A 19,120-nucleotide genomic window follows, 5' to 3' on the forward strand; every position below is an offset into this window, starting at 1 on the left:
AAGAACTGGTGAACCAACCACCCCCACCCACCACACACAGAAAGGACCCCCCATGCGCGGCAAGAACTGGTGACGCCGAGGGCGTCCCCACGGTCGGCGGGTCAGCCGCGGCGCAGCGCCGCGGGTTCGGCCACGGCATCGGCGTGCGGGTTGGCGCGATGCCAGGCCACGGCCCCGCCGGCGGACATCACCGCCCCGGCCACGCCTGCGACGGCGACGGCGGTCACGGGGTCCGACGCGTCGGCGAGCAGCCCTCCGAGGAGCACCGCGGCACCCTGCGCCGCGATGATCCCGGACGCGGCCACGCCGATCGCGCGGCCACGTCCCCCGTCCGGGGTGGCGCGCACGAAGCTGGCCTGCGTCTGCAACAAGTAGGCCGTGGAGAGCATCCCGGACACCGCCCACAGCACGAGCGTGACGGCGACACCCGGGCGCAGGATGCACAGCGCCAGCGGGACCCCGGCCGCCACGGCCATCACGCCGACGAGCCGTGCGCGCGTGGCCGCGGGCACGAACCTCACGAACAGCCATGCCCCGAGCACGCTGCCGAGCGGGTCGGCCGCCATGAGCAGCCCGACCGTGGCCGGTCCGGCACCGAGGTCGGCGGCGTACGGGGCGGCGAGCGCCTCGGGCACGACGTACCAGCCGATGAGCCAGGCGAGCAGCACGAGCGCGCGCCGCCGCCGGTCGGTCGCGATCTCGACGATGCCGGCGACGATCCCGCGCAGCCCACCGGTGGCGTGGTCGCCGCCGTCGGAGGCGGGTGCGGGGCGGTCGGTCACCCCGATGCGCAGCACGACGGCCGACAGGGCGAACGTGGCGGCGTTGCCGAGCAGCGCGACGGAGGGGCTCATGGCCGCGACGAGCAGGCCACCGGTGGCGAACCCGACCAGCTGGGCGCTCTGGCTGGTGATCTGGCGGACCGCGAGACCCCGCTCGTACAGCTCGCCGCGCAGGACCTCCGGGAAGAGCGCACCCTGCGCCGCGGTGTGCGGCGAGCCGAGGAGCACGACGACCACGAGCACGGCGCACAGCACCCACAGCGGGAGGTCGGGGATCGCCATGACCGCCACGAGCACGGCCCGCAGCACGTCCGCGACGATCATCACCTCGCGGCGGCGGTAGCGGTCGGCGAGCCCGGACAGCAGCACGCCGCCGAGCAGGGCGGGCAGGAAGGTCAGGGCGTAGGCGACGGCGGACCACATGGCGGAGCCGGTGCGCCCGTAGACGAGCACGGCCAGCGCCACCCGGGCGAGCTGGTCGCCCGCGATGGAGAAGAGCTCGGCGACCCACAGCACGCGGAACTCGGGCACGCGGAACACGGCGCCGAGTCCGCTACCCGCCATCCGGTCGTTCCCCCTTCGCACCGCCCCGACCGGGTCGCTCGATCCACCGACGGTAAATGATCATGCGCTGTGCGTGTCGCCCGCCCGGCATGCTGCCTGGTGCCGCCCACGGGTCGCAACAACGCCTCCGCTGCGTCACCCGCTGCGCCACCCGAGGGCGGGAAGCGCCGGGAAATCGTGACGGAGAGCGACGGCCGGTGGCCTCAGGAGGGGACGTGCTCCCCGTGGCCGGCCGCGCGCAGGGCGGCGCGGAGCTTCTCGGCGTGCCCCTCCTGCTCCTGGGCCTCCACCGAGGGTGCCGCGTTGGCGAAGTCGAAGGCCCGCATGTCCCAGGCGGGGAAGACGTGGACGTGCAGGTGGGGCACCTCGAAGCCGGCCACGATGAGGCCCACGCGCGGGGGCTGCCAGACGTCGCGCACGGCCTTGCCCACCGCGTGGGACACGGACGTGAGGTGCGCCAGCAGGTCCGGCTCGGCGTCGACCCAGTGGTCGACCTCGGCGCGCGGCACCACGAGCGTGTGGCCGGGGCCGAGCGGGTTGATCGACAGGAAGCCGACGGCGCGGTCGTCCGACCAGACGAAACGGCCGGGCAGTTCACCGTCGATGATCCGGGTGAAGAGAGTGCTCATCGTCGGGAAGGGTATCGGCGCCCGCAGTAGGCTCGAAGGCCATGGTCCGCACCATCGCGACGAACACACCCGTCGACCGCGACGCACTGGTCGACTTCATCCGCTGCCGCCACAAGATGATCCTGCTGACGCCGCGTTCGGACGGCGGGTGGCAGGGCTCGCCGGTCACCGGCGGCGTCGACGCCGAAGGCCGCATCGTGGTGTCCACCTACCCGGAACGCGCGAAGGCGGTGAACGTCACGCGGCACGGGAAGGCGTCGGTCATCGTGCTGTCCGACGAGTTCAACGGCGCCTGGGTGCAGGTGGACGGCGACGCCGAGCTGCTGACGCTGCCCGATGCCGTGGAACCCCTCGTCGAGTACTTCCGCTGCATCTCCGGCGAGCACCCGGACTGGGACGAGTACCGGCGCGCGATGCACGAGCAGGGCAAGGCGCTGATCCGGGTCACCCCGGTCCGCTGGGGCCCGGTGGCCACCGGGGGGTTCCCGGCGCGCCTCGCGTGACGCACGCGACTGCGCCCACACGCGCCCGCGCCGTGTCCCGGCACGCGGGCGGGGTACCCCGGTAACCTCTCGCGCGGCAGAAGAAGGCCGCGAGGGCGGGGCTTCCCGCCGGGAGCACATGACCGAGTACAGACGGCCGCGGCCGGGCGCTGACTCACGAGTACGCCGGAGGAACCATGCGGCCGTGGCCAGGCCACGCCTATCCCCTGGGTGCCACCTACGACGGGTCGGGCACCAACTTCACGCTGTTCTCCGAGGTCGCCGAGCGGGTGGAGCTGTGCCTGTTCAGCGCGCGCGGCAAGGAGACGCGCATCCCGCTCACCGAGGTGGACGGGTTCGTCCACCACGGGTATCTGCCCGGCGTCGAACCGGGCCAGCGCTACGGGTACCGGGTGCACGGGCCCTACGACCCCGGCCAGGGCCTGCGGTGCAACCCGAACAAGCTGCTGATCGATCCGTACACCAAGGCGCTCGACGGCCCCGTGGTGTGGGACGAGGCGGTGTTCGGCTACCCGTTCGGGGAGCAGGAGGGGCGCAACGACACCGACTCCGCGCCGTTCGTGCCGAAGTCGGTGGTGGTCAACCCGTTCTTCGACTGGGGAACCGACCGCGCGCCGCGCACCCCGTACCACGAGACCGTGATCTACGAGGCCCACGTGCGGGGCCTCACGATCAACCACCCGGAGATCCCCCAGGAGCTGCGCGGCACCTACACCGGTCTCGCGCACCCGGTGATGATCGAGCACCTGAAGACGCTCGGGGTCACGGCGGTGGAGCTCATGCCGGTGCACGAGTTCCTGAACGACCACCACCTGCAGGAGAAGGGCCTCTCCAACTACTGGGGCTACAACACGATCGCCTTCCTGGCCCCGCACCACGCCTACGCCACGTCGTCCGGGCGCACGGGCAACCAGGTGCAGGAGTTCAAGGCGATGGTCCGCGACCTGCACGACGCGGGCATCGAGGTGATCCTCGACGTGGTCTACAACCACACCGCCGAGGGCAACCACCTGGGCCCCACCCTCTCGCTGCGCGGGATCGACAACGCCGCGTACTACCGGCTGGTCGAGGACGACCCGCGCTACTACATGGACTACACCGGCACCGGCAACTCGCTGAACGTGCGCAACCCGCACACGCTGCAGCTGATCATGGACTCGCTGCGGTACTGGGTCACCGAGATGCACGTCGACGGCTTCCGGTTCGACCTCGCGTCCACGCTCGCCCGCGAGTTCTACGACGTCGACCGGCTGTCGGTGTTCTTCGACCTCGTGCAGCAGGACCCGGTGATCAGCCAGGTGAAGCTGATCGCCGAGCCGTGGGACGTCGGCCCCGGCGGCTACCAGGTCGGCAACTTCCCGCCGCTGTGGACGGAGTGGAACGGCAAGTACCGCGACACCGTCCGGGACTTCTGGCGCGGCGAGCCGGGCACGCTCGGCGAGTTCGCCTCGCGCATCACCGGCAGCTCCGACCTCTACCAGGACGACGGCCGCCGCCCCTACGCCTCGATCAACTTCGTCACGGCGCACGACGGCTTCACCCTCGCCGACCTGGTCTCGTACAACGAGAAGCACAACGAGGCCAACCTCGAGGGCGGCAACGACGGCGAGAGCCACAACCGCTCGTGGAACTGCGGGGTGGAGGGCCCCACCGACGACGAGGCCGTGCTCGCGCTGCGGGCGCGCCAGCAGCGCAACTTCATCACCACGCTGATGCTCAGCCAGGGCGTGCCGATGCTGCTGCACGGCGACGAGCTGGGCCGTACCCAGGGCGGCAACAACAACGTCTACTGCCAGGACAACGAGCTGTCCTGGGTGGACTGGTCGCTCGCCACGAAGAACGCGCCGCTCGTGCACTTCACCTCCGGCGTCACCGCCCTGCGCAACGCGCACCCGGTGTTCCGCAGACGCAAGTTCTTCGAGGGCCGCCCGGTGGGCAGGCGCAAGGCGGGCGCGCTCGCCGACATCACCTGGTTCACCCCGGCAGGCGAGGAGATGACCGAGCAGGACTGGGACTCCGGCTTCGGCAAGTGCGTCACCGTGTTCCTCAACGGCCACGGCATGGCCGAGGCCGACACGCGCGGCGAACCCGTCGTCGACGACTCGTTCCTGCTCTGCCTCAACGCCCACTACGAGGACATCGACGTCACGCTCCCGGGGCCGGAGTACGGGGCGCGATGGGCGGTGGTGGTCGACACCGCCACCGGCGAGGTGGTCACGCTCGCCACCACCCCGGGCGTCGCGGCGGCCGAGCCGGTCATGGTGGACGGCGGCAGCGTGCACCGGGTGCCTGCCCGGTCGGTGGTGGTCCTGCAGCAGGCGGCGGGCTCGTGAACCGGTCGCACTCCCCCGCACCCAGCTCGACCTACCGCCTGCAGCTGTCGAAGGACACCACGTTCACCGACGCGGCAGCGCTCGTGCCCTACCTCGACGCGCTCGGCGTCGGCGCGGTGTACGCCTCCCCGATGCTGGAGTCCGGCGCCGGGTCCAACCACGGCTACGACGTCGTGGACCCCACCCGGGTCTCGGCCGAGCGCGGCGGCGAGGAGGGCCGCCGGGCGCTGGTCGCGGCGGTGCGCGAGCACGGGCTGAGCTTCGTCGTCGACATCGTGCCCAACCACGTCGGCGTCGACGACGCGGCGGCGAACCCCTGGTGGTGGGACGTGCTCACCCACGGCAGGGAGTCGGAGCACGCGGCCACGTTCGACATCGACTGGGACGCGGGCCCGCTCCTGCTGCCCGTCCTCGACGCCGACGAGGAGAAGGCGCTCTCGGAGCTCTCCCTCTCCGAGGACCGCACGCGGCTGCAGTACTACGAGCGCACGTTCCCGGTGGCGCCCGGCACCGGCGACACCGGCACCGCGCAGGAGGTGCACGAGCGCCAGCACTACCGCCTCGTCTCGTGGAAGCGCGGCGCCGCCGAGCTGACGTACCGCCGGTTCTTCGACGTGTCCACGCTCGCGGCCGTGCGGGTGGAGCTGCCGGAGATCTTCGAGAAGACCCACCGGGAGATCCTGCGCTGGGTCGAGGCGGGCGAGGTCGACGGCATCCGCGTCGACCACCCCGACGGGCTGTCCGACCCCGGCGGATACGTGCGGCGGCTGCGCGCCGCGATCGGGCCCGACCGCTGGCTGCTGGTGGAGAAGATCCTCGCCGTCGGTGAGGAACTGCCGGCGTCGTGGCCGGTCAACGGCACGTCCGGCTACGAGTCGCTGCGCGAGCTGCAGGGCGTGTTCGTCGACCCCGACGGGGCCGGCGTGCTCACCCAGCTCGCGGCCGAGCACACGGGCCGCAAGGAGTCGGCGCACGCCGCGGAGCACGCGGCCCGCCGCGAGGTGGCCGACACCATCCTCGCCGCCGAGGTGCGCCGGATCGCCGCGCTGGTGCCGGTGCCGGAGGCCGCACCCAGCACCGAGGCCGAGCCGGGCGAGGCCGCCGACCGCGTGCGGGCGGCCGTCGCCGAGCTCCTGTGCGGCTTCCCGGTCTACCGCAGCTACCTCCCGGAGGGCCGGGCGGCGCTCGAGACCGCCGTGGCCGTGGCCCGCACCCACCGGCCCGACCTCGCCGACGTCCTGGCCGCGATCCGCGCCGCCATGCTCGCCGACCCGGCGGGCGACCTGGCCACCCGCGTGCAGCAGACGTCCGGGATGGTGATGGCCAAGGGCGTCGAGGACACCGCGTTCTACCGGTGGAACCGCTTCGTCGCGCTCAACGAGGTGGGCGGCGACCCGTCCCGGTTCGGCGTGGTGCCGGAGGAGTTCCACCGGTCGCTCGCCGCGCGGGAGGCGTCGTGGCCCGCCACCATGACCACGCTCTCCACCCACGACACCAAGCGCTCCGAGGACGTCCGCGCCCGCCTCGCCGTGCTCGCCGAGATCCCGGCCGAGTGGGCGCGGCTGGTGCGCCGGTGGGCGGCCGCGCACCCGCTGCCCGACCGGTCGCTGGAGCTGCTGGCGTGGCAGAACCTCGTGGGCGCCTGGCCGATCCCGGCCGAGCGGATGTCGGCGTACCTGCTGAAGGCGGCCAAGGAGGCCAAAGTCGTCACGAGCCACGTCGAGCCCGTGCCCGAGGTCGACGAGGCCATCGCGGCCTGGCCCGCGCAGGTGCTGGCCGACGGCGAGCTCGTCGCCCAGATCGAGGAGTTCGTGGCCCGCATCGCCGCGCCGGGCCGCTCCAACTCCCTCGGCCAGAAGCTGCTGCAGATCGCGGGGCCCGGCGTGCCCGACGTCTACCAGGGCACCGAGCTGTTCGAGTACTCGCTCGTCGACCCGGACAACCGCCGCCCCGTCGACTGGGCCGCCCGCCGCAAGCTGCTCGCCCGCCTCGACGAGGGCTGGCTGCCCGAGATCGACGCGGAGGGCGCGGCGAAGCTGCTCGTCACGGCCAGCGCGCTGCGGCTGCGCCGCTACCGGCCCGAGGTGTTCACCGGCTACCGGCCGCTGCCCGCGCAGGGCGACGCCGCCGACCACGCCGTCGCGTTCGCGCGATCGGCGTCGCTGGTGGCGGTGGCCACGCGGCTGCCCGTGCGGCTCGCGGCCCGTGGCGGCTGGGGCGACACGGTGCTCCCCCTGCCCGAGGGCACCAGCGACTGGCACGACGTCATCACCGACACCGCGGTGGAGGGCGCCACCCCGAAGGTGGCGGACCTGCTGTCCCGCTACCCGGTGGCGCTGCTGGTCCGCCCGGCGTAACCCGGGTCCCTCGCACACCGGTTGTAGTGGTCACACACCGACTGCATCCGGTGTGCCCGCACCACGGGTGGTGTGCGAGCCCCGCCGGCCGCCGCGTCGCGGCCTCCCGAGCGCCCTCAGCTGCTCGCACACAACCCCGATCGCTCACACACCGACTGCAACCGGTGTGTCAGCACCACAGGTGGTGTGCGAGCCGTCAGGCCGGGACGCTCGCCTTCTCCAGCACCTGCATGAAGGCGCGCGACCACTCGGGCAGATCCGGCCAGCCGCGGCAGGACACCATCGCCCCATCGACGACGTCAGGGGCGTCGACGAAGGTGGCTCCGGCCTGCTCGACGTCGGCCTTCAACGGCGGGAACGCGGCCGTGGTGCGACCACGCAGCAGCCCGAGGGCGGCCGGCACCTGCGCGCCGTGGCAGATCGTGCCCACCGGGAGGCCGCGCTCGAAGAAGTGCGTGACGATACGTGCCACGTCGGGATCGGTGCGGATGTACTCGGGGGCCCGCCCGCCCGGGATCACCAGGGCGTCGAACTGCGCCGGGTCGACGTCGGCGAACGCCAGGTCGACGGGCAGCAGGTGGCCGGGCTTCTCGGTGTAGGCGTCGCAGTCGGGCTCGAAGTCGTGCACCACGAGCTTCACCGCGCGCGTGGTGCGGGCGGCGACGACCGCCTCGTGCCCGCCCTCGCGCAGGCGGAACACCGGGTACATCGAGTCGAGTTCCTCGGCCGCATCTCCCGTCAGGACCAGCACGCGCGCCATCGCCCGCTCCTTCCCCTCGCCGGATCCCGTCCACTGTATGGATCTCGCACCCGCCGCGACAGCCCCCCGCGGGCCCCGAGGCGCGCGCCGGCGCGAAGGGAGGCAGGATCGTCCGACGTGACCGAGTTCGCTGTGTGGGCGCCGCAGCGCCAGCGCGTACGGGTGCTGGTGGACGGCACCGCGCACGACATGTCCTCCGACGACGCGGGCTGGTGGCGGGCCACCGTCGACGACGCCGCGCCCGGGACCGCCTACGCCTTCCTGCTCGACGACGACGAGGAGCCGCTGCCCGACCCGCGCTCGCGCTGGCAGCCCACCGGGGTGCACAGCGCGTCGCGCGTGTACGACGAATCCGCCTTCTTCTGGACCGACCGCGCCTGGACCGGCCGTCAGCTGCCCGGCAGCGTCTTGTACGAGCTGCACATCGGCACGTTCACCGACGAGGGCACCTTCGACGCGGCGACCGAGCGGCTGGACCACCTCGTGGGCCTGGGCGTCGACATGGTCGAGGTGCTGCCGGTCAACGCGGTCGACGGGCCGCGCAACTGGGGCTACGACGGCGTCGGCTGGTACGCGGTCACGGAGAACTACGGCGGGCCGGACGCGTTCAAGCGCTTCGTCGACGCCTGCCACGCCCACGGGCTGGGCGTCGTGCTCGACGTCGTCTACAACCACCTCGGCCCGTCGGGGGCCTACCTCGACCGGTTCGGCCCCTACTTCGCGGGCAGCAACATCTGGGGGCCGTCGCTCAACCTCGACGGCGCGTACTCCGACGAGGTGCGCCGCTACGCGATCGACAACGCGCTCATGTGGCTGCGCGACTTCCACGTCGACGGCCTGCGGCTCGACGCCGTGCACGCGCTGCACGACAGCCGCGCCACGCACCTGCTCGAGGAGCTGGCCGTCGAGGTCGAGGCCCTGTCGGCGCACGTGGGGCGGCCGCTGTCGCTGATCGCGGAGTCCGACCTGAACGACCCCAGGCTGGTCACCGCCCGCGACGGCGGCGGGTACGGGCTGCACGCACAGTGGTGCGACGACATCCACCACAGCCTGCACGCCGTGCTCACGGGGGAGTCGCAGGGTTACTACGCCGACTTCGCCACCGCAGGCATCACGGGCCTGGCCCACGTGTTCACGCGCGCGTTCCTGCACGAGGGCACGTGGTCGAGCTTCCGGCAGCGCAGCCACGGCGCGCCGGTGGACACCCGGCGCATCCCCGGCCACCGCTTCCTCGCGTACCTGCAGAACCACGACCAGATCGGCAACCGCGCCACCGGCGACCGGCTCAGCCAGACCCTCTCCCCCGGCCTGCTGGCCTGCGGTGCGGCGCTCGTGCTCTGCTCGCCGTTCACGCCGATGCTGTTCATGGGCGAGGAGTGGGGCGCCCGCACGCCGTGGCAGTTCTTCTCCTACTTCCCCGACGAGAAGCTGCGCGACGCCGTGCGCGAGGGCAGGCGCCGCGAGTTCGCCGAGCACGGGTGGGGCGAGACGGAGGTGCCCGACCCGAACGCGGAGAGCACGTTCCTCGACTCGAAGCTCGACTGGGACGAGCCCGCACAGGAACCGCACGCCACCCTCCTACGGGTGCACCGCGAGCTGATCACGCTGCGCAAGCAGTGGCCGGAGCTGTCCGACCCGTGGCTCGACGAGGTGGGGGTGGGCGGCGACGACACCGCCCGCACCGTGGTGCTGCACCGCGGCACGCTGCGGGTGACGTGCAACCTCGGCGCCGATGCCGTCACCCTCGACCTGCAGGCCCCGGTCGACCGGATCCTGCTGGCCTCGGAGCCGGTGAAGGGGGACGGCACGACGATCGCGCTGCCGCCCGAGTCGTTCGCCGTGGTGAAGCTGAGCTGAGGGACGGCTCCGCCACGCTGCCGAGCGCGACGGGGCCCGGTGCGGGTGGCCGGGCCCTTCGGCGGGCCGCCCCTCACAGGTCAAGATCGCCAGTCGGGCACGTTTCCCGACGCCTCGCGTCGGGTTTCGCGCCCACACAACGATCATGCCCTCGCCGCGCGGCATCCTGGTGGCGGTCTCCCCTGGAGGGGCGAAGCCGGAGGTTTCGCGGCGATCAAGGAGAAATGGTCGCTCCTGAAGATCATCTGCCCTTGACCGACGCCCCGGAGCGCAAGGGGTCATGATCAGGGAGTTGGCGCATTCCCGGGGCGAAAACGCCCGCGTTTGCGCCAAAGTCGTGATCATGCCCTGGTAGGCGCCCTCCTGGCGGCGCCGCGCATCGTGCGGGCCGGCTTCGCGGCAGAGAAACACGGTCGGCCACGGCGCCCGTCGGCGTTAGTGTCGGCGGGTGCCGTCCTTGCAGACACTGCTGACGTTCACGCTGGCGGGCGTCATCCTGGTGATCATCCCCGGCCCCAGCGTGCTGTTCATCGTGGGCCGCGCGCTGGCGCACGGCAGGCGGGCGGCCCTGGCGAGCGTCGCGGGCAACACCGCGGGGGCGTCGCTCGTGGTGCTCGTCGTCGCACTGGGGTTCGGCACGATCGCGGCGCAGTCGATCGCGGTGTTCACCGTGCTCAAGCTGGTCGGCGCGGCCTACCTCGTCTACCTGGGCGTGCAGACCATCCGCAAGCGCGGCGACCTGCTCGGCCGCCTCGGCGAGCCCGCGGCTCCCGCCGACGGGCGCCTGTTCCTGCAGGGCCTCGTCGTCGGGGCCACCAACCCCAAGGTGCTGGTGTTCTTCGCCGCCGTGCTGCCGCAGTTCGTCGACACCGCGGTGGGCAGCCCGACCACCCAGATGCTGGTGCTCGGGCTGCTCTTCGCGATCATCGCGGCCTCGCTGGACAGCGCGTGGGGCCTCGCCGCCGGCACGGCCCGCGCCTGGTTCGCCACCTCCCCCGCCCGGCTGCGGTGGATGGGCGGGATCGGTGGCACCTCCCTGATCGTGATGGGCGCGGGCCTGGCGCTCACCGGCCGCAAGGACTGACCGCCGCGGTCAGCCGTGGGCGCGCAGGGCGGCTGCGAACCACTCGAACGGCTCGATCTGCGACGGCGGGCGGCCCCAGCCGTTGAGGATGCCCAGCAGGTCCCAGTAGCGCGAGACCCTGCGGTCGGTGAAGGTCTCGATCGTGGTGGCCAGCTCGTCGCGGGCCGTCGCGTCCATATAGGGCTCGATGATCCGGGCGAGGGCCTCCTGCCCCTCGGGCGAGTCCGGTGCGATGCCGGACTCGACGGCGGCGCCGGCGTGCTCGACGATCGGGCCGGGGTCGAACTGCGGCTGGTCGGGGCCGGCCTCCGAGCCGGCCACGGCCATCTCCCGAGCCCGCGCGCGGAACGCCGGGTCCTGCACGAGCTCGGCGAGCTCCACCCACGCCTCCACCTGCTCGGTGGTCGGTTCGTCGGGGAGTTCGGTCGGGAGCATCCGCATGTTGTCGGCGATCCCGGCGCCGGGGGCGTTCGGGTCGGTGCCGGCGAACGTGGCGTCGACGAACTCGTCGATCATCTGGCGGCGCTCGGCGGCGGAGAGCCGGGCGAGGTCGTTCATCAGTGCTGCCTTCCGTGGGGTGGGAGCGCCCCGCGCGAGCAGCGTGCACACGGCGCGCTGCGTGCGCAGGACGCGGATCTGGTGGTCGATGGCCTGCACGTGCGCGGCGGCGACCTCCTCCACGCTGCGCCTGCGCTCGAGCACGAGCCGGACGTCGTCCAGCCCCATGCCGAGCTCGCGCAGTGTGCGCACGAGGTCGAGCCGCGCCACCGCCCGGCTGTCGTACCGGCGGTAGTTGCCGGACGAGCGGTCCGTCTCGGGCAGCACGCCCTCGTCGGACCAGAAGCGGATGGTGCGGACCGGCACGCCCGTGCGGCGGGCGAGCTGCCCGATCGTCAGCAGGTGTTCCTCGGCCATGGATCCGATCCTGGAGTCTCCAGCGACTGGAAGGTCAAGGCCGATTCTCCCTCGTGCCAGACTGGCTCGCGTGGGTGACGGCACGACCTCGGTCCAACGCGTCGTCGACGCCGTCACCCTGTTGGTCGACGAGCGGCCCGTCGTGCTGCTCGCCGCGGCGCTCGCGCTGGTGGCCGTCGGCTGGTCGGCCACCTGGTACTGGACGCGGATCGTCGTGACGATCGCGCACGAGGGCGGGCACGCGCTCGTGGCGGTGCTCGCCGGGCGCGGCCTCACCGGGATCCGGCTGCACGCCGATACGTCCGGGCTCACGGTCTCCACCGGGGCGCGGCGCGGGCCGGGGCTGGTGTTCACGTTCCTCGGCGGCTACCCGGCGCCCTCGCTGCTCGGGCTCGGGGGCGCCCTCCTGGTGGCGGCCGACCTCGCGGGCCTGATGCTGTGGATCGCGATCGGCCTGCTCGTCACCACGCTGGTGCACGTCCGCAACGCCTACGGCGTGTTCTCCGTGCTGGCCACGGGGGCGCTCGTCGGGGCCGTCGCCTGGTGGGGCGAGCCGCGGCTGCAGGACGGGTTCGCGGCGGCCTTGTGCTGGTTCCTGCTGTTCGGGGGCGTGCGGGCCGTCCACGAGCTGCAGCGCAGCAGGCGCCGCGGCGCGTCCGACGCGGACATGCTCGGCTCCCTCACCGGGGTGCCCCGCGGAATGTGGGTGCTGCTGTTCTGGTTGCTCGCGGTGGCCGCGGTCGTCGCGGCCGGGGTGCTGCTCTTCACCGGAGGAATCGCGTGAGCGACTGGAACCAGCAGATCATCGACGAGTTCCGCGCCAACGGCGGCCGCGTCAGCGGGATGTTCGAGGGCGCCGACATGATCCTCGTCCACCACGTGGGCGCGAAGTCGGGCACCGAGCGGGTCACACCGCTGGTGCACTTCCCCGAGGACGACCAGCGCACGATCATCGTCGCTTCCGCGGGCGGGGCCCCGAAGCACCCGGCGTGGTTCCACAACCTCAAGGCGAACCCGAAGATCGGGGTCGAGGTCGGCACGGAGACCTACACCGTGGTGGCCGAGGAGGTCACCGGCGCCGAGCGTGACGAGCTGTGGGAGCGCATCACCGCGAAGGCCTCCGGGTTCGCCGACTACCAGGCCAAGACGGAGCGGACCATCCCGCTGGTGCGGCTCACCCGGGTGTCCTGAGGCAGGATCGGCGCATGCCGATCACACTCGACCAGGCCCAGACCATCGTCCGCGCCGCCCTTCAGCACGGCACCGAGCAGGGCTTCCAGCCCCTCACCGTCGCGGTGCTCGACCCGGGCGGCGCGCTCGTCGCGCTGGGCCGCCAGGACGGTTCGGGCTACCTGCGGCCCGACCTCGCCACCGCGAAGGCGTGGGGCCTGCTGGGCATGGGCATGAACAGCCGCGCGCTCGCCGCGCGCGCCGAGGCGTCGCCCGACATCTACACCTCGCTCGTGGGCCTGGCCGGCGGCAAGGTCGTCTCGGTGCCGGGCGGCGTGCTCGTCCGCGACGGCGAGGGACAGCTGCTCGGAGCCGTCGGCATCAGCGGTGACGCCTCGCTGAACGACGAGGCAGCGGCGGTGGCGGGCATCGAGGCCGCGGGCCTGGTGGCGGAGACGGGCGCATGATCTGAAACGTTCCCTGAATCGATGCCTAACCTGGACCTGATCGTTCCAGTCCAGGCGCTAGACTCGATCGCGTGAGCCGACGTACCAAGATCGTCTGCACCATCGGTCCCGCCACGGCGACGCCGGACCGGATCCGCGAGCTCGTGCAGGCGGGTATGGACGTCGCCCGCCTGAACTTCAGCCACGGCAACCGCGACGACCACAAGCGGGTCTACGACATGGTCCGGGCCGCGGCCGACGCCGAGGGCCGCGCGGTCGGGATCATGGGCGACCTGCAGGGCCCCAAGATCCGGCTGGGCCGCTTCGCGGGCGGGCCCGTCGAGTGGCGCACCGGCGAGGAGGTGCGGATCACGGTCGAGGACGTGGCGGGCACCCACGACCGCGTGTCCACCACCTACGCCGGTCTCGCCACCGACGCCCGCCCCGAGGACCGCCTGCTCGTCGACGACGGCAAGGTCGCCCTGCGGGTGGTCAAGGTCGAGGGCGAGGACGTCGTCTGCCGCGTCACCGAGGGCGGCCCGGTGAGCGACAACAAGGGCATCTCGCTGCCCGGCATGAACGTGTCGGTGCCCGCGCTCACCGAGAAGGACTGCTCAGACCTCGAGTTCGCGCTCGACCTGCGCGTCGACACCATCGCGCTGTCGTTCGTGCGCAGCCCGGCCGACATCGACGTCGTCCACAAGATCATGGACAGCAAGGGCGCCCGGCTGCCGGTCATCGCCAAGCTCGAGAAGCCGGAGGCCGTCGACAACCTCGAGGCCATCGTCCTCGCGTTCGACGGCATCATGGTCGCCCGCGGCGACCTGGGCGTCGAGCTGCCGCTGGAGCACGTGCCGCTGGTGCAGAAGCGCGCCATCCAGATCGCGCGCGAGAACGCCAAGCCGGTCATCGTCGCCACCCAGATGCTCGACTCGATGATCACGAACTCGCGGCCCACGCGCGCGGAGGCGTCCGACGTCGCCAACGCCGTGCTCGACGGCGCCGACTGCGTGATGCTCTCGGGCGAGACGAGCGTCGGGCGCTACCCGATCAAGTCGGTCGCCACGATGGCCGACATCATCGAGGCCGTCGAGGACGGGCCGGTCTCGGTCCCGCCGCTCAACCACGTGCCGCGCACCAAGCGGGGCGTGCTGTCCTACGCGGCGCGCGACATCGGCGAGCGGCTCTCCGCCCGCGCGCTCGTGGCGTTCACGCAGTCCGGCGACACGGTCCGCAGGCTCGCCCGCCTGCACACGCGGCTGCCGCTGCTCGCGTTCACCCCGGCCCCCGAGGTGCGCAGCCAGCTGGCCATGAGCTGGGGCGTGGAGACCTTCCTCGTCGACTACGTCGAGTCCACCGACGCCATGGTCCGCCAGGTCGACCACGCCATGCTGTCGATCGCGCGGTTCCAGCCCGGTGACCTCGTCGTGATCGTCGCCGGCTCGCCGCCCGGCACCATCGGCTCCACCAACCTCATCCGCGTCCACCGCCTGGGCGAGGAGGACCACGCCTGACGCGCGCGGTCGTCCGCAGGCTCGGCCCGGCGGAGTGGGCCACGCTGCGCGAGCTCCGGCTCGCTGCCCTGCTCGACGCCCCGGGCGCGTTCGCGTCCACCCACGAGCGGGAGCGGGCGGAGCCGGATGATCGCTGGCGTGATCGCGTAGCCCGCCGGGCCTGCTTCGTCGCGGAGGTGGACGGAGAACCGGCCGGGCTCGCGATCGGCACGCCGTCATACGACGGGCTGCCGGCACGCCGTGACCTGATCTCCCTGTGGGTGCCCCCGGAGCACCGCGGCCACGGCATCGCGGCCGCGCTCGTGGCCGCCGTCGTCGCGTGGGCGGACCGCGACGGAGCCCGCGAGGTGGCGCTCTGGGCGGCCGACGGCAACACCGCCGCGGCCGCGGTCTACCGGCGCGCGGGGTTCGCGCCGACCGGACGCCGGCAGCCGTTGCCGAGCAACCCCGCGACGAACGAGGAGGAGTGGGTCCGCACGGTCCCGCGCTGACCGGTCACCCGCGCAGCACCACCGGCAGCTCCACCAGCCTGCTCCCCTGCACGCCGCGGTCGACCCGGCGCAGCTCGTCGTAGGGCACCGCGAGCCGGGCGTCGGGGAAGTCGGCCGCCAGCACGTCGGCCACGACCTGCATCTCCACCAGTGCCAGCTGCGCGCCGATGCAGTAGTGCGGGCCCGCGCCGAACGGCAGGCCCTGCCCCTCGCCCGCGGCGTTGATCCCCGCGAGGTGGACGAGGATCGGCGCCCGTTCCGGTAGCCGCACGCCGTCGAGGTCGACCTCGGTGCGCGTGAACCGCCAGAGCGTGTACGGGGCGGGCGGGTGCCGGCGCAGGACGTCGCGCACCAGATCGTCCGACGGGTCGCCGAGCGCGCTCGCGACGAGGAACCCGAGCGCGGAGTCCGTGGTGATCTGGCTGGCGAAGATCAGCCCGAACAGCAGGTAGCTCAGCTCCTGGTCGGTCATCCCCTCCGGCACCCGCTCGCGCAGCTCGACGGCCATGCCCCCGCCCGCCTCCAGCGCGGCCGCGGCGAGCTCGGCGAACGACCCCAGCACCTTCGCGAACTCGGCCGGGCCGTAGCTGCCCATCCCGGCGCAGGCCTCGACCGCCTGGTCCACCCGGTCGGCGGGTACGCCGAGCAGCTCGCAGATCACGGTGAGGGGGAACCGCGTCGTGAAGTCGGCCGCGAGGTCGACCGTGCCGTCGACGGCCAGCTGCTCCCTGGCGATCTCGGCGATCCGCCCCGCGTACCCCTGCATCCGGCGGGCGCCGAACAGCGGGGCGTGCGCCTTGCGCAGCGCCGCGTGCGCCGGCCCGTCCAGCGTGGTGAGCGACGGCTGCTCGGCCGCGGTCGGCTCGAGTCCCGCCGCCCACCGGTTCCAGTCCACCGGGGCGAACGCGGGGTCCTTCACGACGCGCTCGTCAGCCAGCACCCTCCGGGCCAGCGCGGCCTCCGTGACGATCCAGACCGGGCCACCCGCCGGCGCCTCGGCGCGCACCACCGGGCCGGCCGCCCGTAGCGCGGCGCCGGTGCCGGGTTCGTCGATCCGCCGGACGACGGTCGCGAACGGGTCCACGGGGGCGGTCGGGGCGTCCAGCACTTTCGGCTCCCAAGTCACTAGGCTGCCTAGCTAACGTAACATGGATCCGTGCCCGACGAGATCGAGTCCAGGGAACGCACCCGCTGGGCGGCCGCCGAACCGACGTGGGCGCTCTGGGAGGTGATGCGCGCCGCCACCGACGCCGGGCACGTGCTGGCCCAGCGACTGGGCCTGCCCTACAACGACGTGCGGGCGCTGAGCATCCTCGCCGAGGCCACCGATCCCCTCGGCCCGGTCGAGCTGGGCAACCGACTCGGGATGCGGTCCGCATCGGCCACGGAGCTCGTCGACCGGCTCGAGGGCACCGGGCACATCCGGCGCGTCCGCCACCCGCACGACCGCCGCCGCGTGATCCTCGAGATGACCGACACCGGGTGGCACGCCGTCATGGCGCAGCTGGGCCCGCTGCTCGCCCGCTTCGACCGCGTGGCCGACGGCCTCGACCCCGAGGGCAGCGCCACCGTGGTGGGCTACCTGCGCGCGATCGCGGAGGAACAGCGCGCCTACCGCTCCACTCCCTGACCGCCCGGCGCCGCCGGAGCTGAGAGGATGCCGCGGTGACGCGTACGCCCGCCGTACCCCAGACCGACGCCGACGGCGTGCCGCGCGGCCAGGCCGTCCTCGACGGGCTGGTCCAGCTCCTCGACCTGGAGCAGCTGGAGGTCAACCTGTTCCGCGGGGTCAGCCCACCCGAGCGCCCCACCCGCGTGTTCGGCGGGCAGGTGGCGGGCCAGGCCCTCGTCGCCGCGGTCCGCACCGTGCCGGCCGACCGCTCGGTCCACTCGTTGCACGCCTACTTCATCCGGCCCGGCGACCCCCGCGTCCCGATCGTCTACGACACCGAACGCGTGCGCGACGGCCGCTCCTTCACCACCCGCCGCGTCCTGGCGATCCAGCACGGCGAGGCGATCTTCTCCCTGTCGGCCTCGTTCCAGCTGCACGAGGAGGGCCTGGAGCACAGCGAGCCCGCTCCGACCGGCGTGCCCGCACCCGACACCCTCCCCACCGTCGGCGAGCGGGTGGCGCGCGGCGACGGCGCCGGCTGGCTCGCCCGCGAACCCCGACCGATCGACATGCGGTTCGTCGACGAACCGGCCTGGTCCAGCGCCCGCACCGGCCCCACCGACGCCCCGGTGCGGGTGTGGATGCGCGCCGACGGCACCCTGCCCGACGACCCCCTGCTCCACGTCTGCCTGCTCACCTACGCCAGCGACATGACCCTCCTCGGCTCGGTGGTCGCCCGCCACGACGTCCCCTTCGACCGCCTGCAGATGGCGAGCCTGGACCACGCCATGTGGTTCCACCGCCCCTTCCGCGCCGACCAGTGGCTGCTCTACACCTGCTACTCCCCCACCGCCTCCGGCTCCCGCGGGCTCGCCACCGGCCGGTTCACCACCGAGGACGGCCGACTGGTGGCCACCACCGTGCAGGAAGGCCTGGTGCGCCTGCGCCGCCGCACCTGAGCGCGGCCACAGCCTGCATGATCACGGAGTCGGCGCGTTCCCATGTCGATTTCGCCCGGGAACGCGCCGACTTCGTGATCATGACGATCTCCGCGGATGTCACCCCAGAGCGTGACCGGCCCGCTACGGTGCACCTGTGGGCCGGGCGCGGAGTGCGGTGGTGGTCGTGGTCGTGCTCCTCCTCGCCGGCTGCACCACCATCACCGGGCAAGCCGGGCCGGCCGAACCCCCGGCACCCACCCGGCCGCGGGAGGTCCGGATCGACGGAGTCGACCCCTGCTCGCTGCTCACCGAGGCCCAGCGGGCGGAATTGGGGTTGGACGCGGAACCGCGCTCGGACGTCGGGCCCCTGCCACCATATCCCGGCACCGACATTCCGCTGTGCTTGTTCGGCGGATTCCAGCCGCGTTCGATATCGCTGGGCGTCGCACTCATCGGCACAACTGGCGTAGAACTCTATCTGTCCGGCAACCTCGCAGCCGACATCCGGCAGGCCCACGTCCAGGACTATCCAGCTGTCGTGGCGATCGCGCCCAGGAACCCCTCGTTCTGCAGCGTCGTCATCGACGTCGCCTCTGGTCAGGCCGTTGATGTCAACTTTCGGCTCGACGGGCCGGACGCCAGCGCACCGGTGGAGTCGCTCTGCGCAGACGCAGAGCGAGCGGCCGACGCTGTGCTCGACACGCTCATCGCTCTTCGCTGACCGAGCGACCGTTCACAGTTGTGAACGATGCAGGTGGATAGCCCTCGGATTTGAGCCGGGGACCGTAGCGTGGACGCGACTACGGAAGCGAGGATGAAATGCCCGAGCCGCAACCCGCTGTCACTCTTCGTGTCGAACCGCAGGCTCTGCAGTCGATCAAGGCCGTATTCGAGGAGTCCATCGCAGAGCTTCGGTTGCAGGTCCAGCGTCTCGGGAGCTCGGCATTCATCCCCGAGCCGTGGATGGGCGACCAGGTCAGCAGCGCAATGCAAACCCACTACAACGCCGTGGTGATGGAGGCTCCCGACGGCGCCTACGCCGCCATCACCGAGTACGTCAACAGCCTGATCGCCATCCGCGACAGCCTCAAGGCCATGGAGGCGCAGTACCTCGCCACCGAGGCCGAGATCGCAAGAGGCCTGGGCCGGCAGGCGTGAACGA

At 72.6% G+C, this 19,120-nt stretch carries 19 protein-coding genes; 14 read left to right on the plus strand and 5 right to left on the minus strand.

Annotated elements, in window-relative coordinates; genetic code table 11:
• Nucleotides 1-101 precede the first annotated feature (101 nt).
• Together ACFPL3_RS29005 and ACFPL3_RS29010 are read right to left on the minus strand one after the other, a co-directional pair.
• The gene (locus tag ACFPL3_RS29005; protein WP_343945770.1) at nt 102-1,346 is read right to left on the minus strand and encodes an MFS transporter; all 1,245 of its coding nucleotides are present in this window, start codon (nt 1,344-1,346) and stop codon (nt 102-104) included.
• A 203-nt stretch (nt 1,347-1,549) separates the two neighbouring features.
• The gene (locus tag ACFPL3_RS29010; RefSeq protein ID WP_343945771.1) at nt 1,550-1,975 is read right to left on the minus strand and encodes an HIT family protein; all 426 of its coding nucleotides are present in this window, start codon (nt 1,973-1,975) and stop codon (nt 1,550-1,552) included.
• Between the two features lie 41 nt (nt 1,976-2,016).
• On the opposite strand from ACFPL3_RS29010, the gene ACFPL3_RS29015 reads away from it, so the two are divergent.
• The 3 genes from ACFPL3_RS29015 (at nt 2,017) to treY (ending at nt 7,168) form a co-directional block, all read left to right on the plus strand.
• Nucleotides 2,017-2,478: a PPOX class F420-dependent oxidoreductase gene (locus tag ACFPL3_RS29015; protein ID WP_343945772.1), complete on the plus strand. Its 462-nt coding sequence runs from the start codon at nt 2,017-2,019 to the stop codon at nt 2,476-2,478.
• 176 nt (nt 2,479-2,654) lie between these two features.
• Nucleotides 2,655-4,811 (plus strand): glycogen debranching protein GlgX, encoded by a 2,157-nt coding sequence (glgX, locus tag ACFPL3_RS29020; protein ID WP_343945773.1) that lies wholly within the window; start codon nt 2,655-2,657, stop codon nt 4,809-4,811.
• Nucleotides 4,808-7,168 carry a malto-oligosyltrehalose synthase gene (gene treY / locus ACFPL3_RS29025; protein ID WP_343945774.1) on the plus strand — a complete coding sequence of 787 codons (2,361 nt, stop codon included), beginning with the start codon at nt 4,808-4,810 and terminating at the stop codon, nt 7,166-7,168. Before glgX ends, treY begins: the two co-directional genes overlap by 4 nt.
• A gap of 196 nt (nt 7,169-7,364) precedes the next feature.
• Here treY and ACFPL3_RS29030 read toward each other — a convergent pair whose 3' ends face one another.
• A complete protein-coding gene (locus tag ACFPL3_RS29030) occupies nt 7,365-7,928 on the minus strand; it encodes a DJ-1/PfpI family protein (protein WP_343945775.1) in 564 nt (187 codons plus the stop codon).
• A gap of 117 nt (nt 7,929-8,045) precedes the next feature.
• On the opposite strand from ACFPL3_RS29030, the gene treZ reads away from it, so the two are divergent.
• Complete coding sequence (gene treZ, locus ACFPL3_RS29035) at nt 8,046-9,785, plus strand: malto-oligosyltrehalose trehalohydrolase (protein ID WP_343945776.1); 1,740 nt, start codon at nt 8,046-8,048, stop codon at nt 9,783-9,785.
• A 448-nt stretch (nt 9,786-10,233) separates the two neighbouring features.
• Nucleotides 10,234-10,869 (plus strand): LysE family translocator, encoded by a 636-nt coding sequence (locus ACFPL3_RS29040; RefSeq protein ID WP_343945777.1) that lies wholly within the window; start codon nt 10,234-10,236, stop codon nt 10,867-10,869.
• Between the two features lie 9 nt (nt 10,870-10,878).
• On the opposite strand, the gene ACFPL3_RS29045 is transcribed toward ACFPL3_RS29040, so the two are convergent.
• Nucleotides 10,879-11,784, minus strand: coding sequence for a helix-turn-helix domain-containing protein (locus ACFPL3_RS29045; protein WP_343945778.1), 906 nt, complete (start codon nt 11,782-11,784; stop codon nt 10,879-10,881).
• A gap of 70 nt (nt 11,785-11,854) precedes the next feature.
• Between ACFPL3_RS29045 and ACFPL3_RS29050 the strand changes: the two genes are divergently transcribed.
• From ACFPL3_RS29050 to ACFPL3_RS29070, 5 genes are all read left to right on the plus strand, one after another.
• Nucleotides 11,855-12,568 carry a M50 family metallopeptidase gene (locus ACFPL3_RS29050; RefSeq protein WP_343945779.1) on the plus strand — a complete coding sequence of 238 codons (714 nt, stop codon included), beginning with the start codon at nt 11,855-11,857 and terminating at the stop codon, nt 12,566-12,568.
• Nucleotides 12,565-12,975: a nitroreductase family deazaflavin-dependent oxidoreductase gene (locus tag ACFPL3_RS29055; protein ID WP_343945780.1), complete on the plus strand. Its 411-nt coding sequence runs from the start codon at nt 12,565-12,567 to the stop codon at nt 12,973-12,975. Before ACFPL3_RS29050 ends, ACFPL3_RS29055 begins: the two co-directional genes overlap by 4 nt.
• Before the next feature lie 14 nt (nt 12,976-12,989).
• Nucleotides 12,990-13,421, plus strand: a complete 432-nt coding sequence (locus ACFPL3_RS29060; protein WP_343945781.1) for a GlcG/HbpS family heme-binding protein — start codon at nt 12,990-12,992, stop codon at nt 13,419-13,421.
• A 71-nt stretch (nt 13,422-13,492) separates the two neighbouring features.
• Entirely contained in the window at nt 13,493-14,914 is a 1,422-nt protein-coding gene (gene pyk / locus ACFPL3_RS29065) for a pyruvate kinase (protein ID WP_343945782.1), read from the plus strand.
• A gap of 68 nt (nt 14,915-14,982) precedes the next feature.
• Entirely contained in the window at nt 14,983-15,405 is a 423-nt protein-coding gene (locus tag ACFPL3_RS29070; protein ID WP_343945789.1) for a GNAT family N-acetyltransferase, read from the plus strand.
• Nucleotides 15,406-15,409: 4 nt separating this feature from the next.
• Here ACFPL3_RS29070 and ACFPL3_RS29075 read toward each other — a convergent pair whose 3' ends face one another.
• Nucleotides 15,410-16,513: a cytochrome P450 gene (locus ACFPL3_RS29075; RefSeq protein WP_343945783.1), complete on the minus strand. Its 1,104-nt coding sequence runs from the start codon at nt 16,511-16,513 to the stop codon at nt 15,410-15,412.
• Nucleotides 16,514-16,561: 48 nt separating this feature from the next.
• Between ACFPL3_RS29075 and ACFPL3_RS29080 the strand changes: the two genes are divergently transcribed.
• The 4 genes from ACFPL3_RS29080 (at nt 16,562) to ACFPL3_RS29095 (ending at nt 19,116) form a co-directional block, all read left to right on the plus strand.
• Nucleotides 16,562-17,035, plus strand: coding sequence for a MarR family winged helix-turn-helix transcriptional regulator (locus ACFPL3_RS29080; protein ID WP_343945784.1), 474 nt, complete (start codon nt 16,562-16,564; stop codon nt 17,033-17,035).
• 35 nt (nt 17,036-17,070) lie between these two features.
• Nucleotides 17,071-17,976: an acyl-CoA thioesterase gene (locus ACFPL3_RS29085; protein ID WP_343945785.1), complete on the plus strand. Its 906-nt coding sequence runs from the start codon at nt 17,071-17,073 to the stop codon at nt 17,974-17,976.
• A gap of 157 nt (nt 17,977-18,133) precedes the next feature.
• Nucleotides 18,134-18,679 (plus strand): DUF3558 domain-containing protein, encoded by a 546-nt coding sequence (locus tag ACFPL3_RS29090; protein ID WP_343945786.1) that lies wholly within the window; start codon nt 18,134-18,136, stop codon nt 18,677-18,679.
• A 98-nt stretch (nt 18,680-18,777) separates the two neighbouring features.
• Entirely contained in the window at nt 18,778-19,116 is a 339-nt protein-coding gene (locus ACFPL3_RS29095; RefSeq protein ID WP_343945787.1) for a hypothetical protein, read from the plus strand.
• Nucleotides 19,117-19,120 lie beyond the last annotated feature (4 nt).

This window comes from Pseudonocardia zijingensis (genome assembly GCF_042657305.1).
GTDB lineage: Bacteria > Actinomycetota > Actinomycetes > Mycobacteriales > Pseudonocardiaceae > Pseudonocardia > Pseudonocardia zijingensis.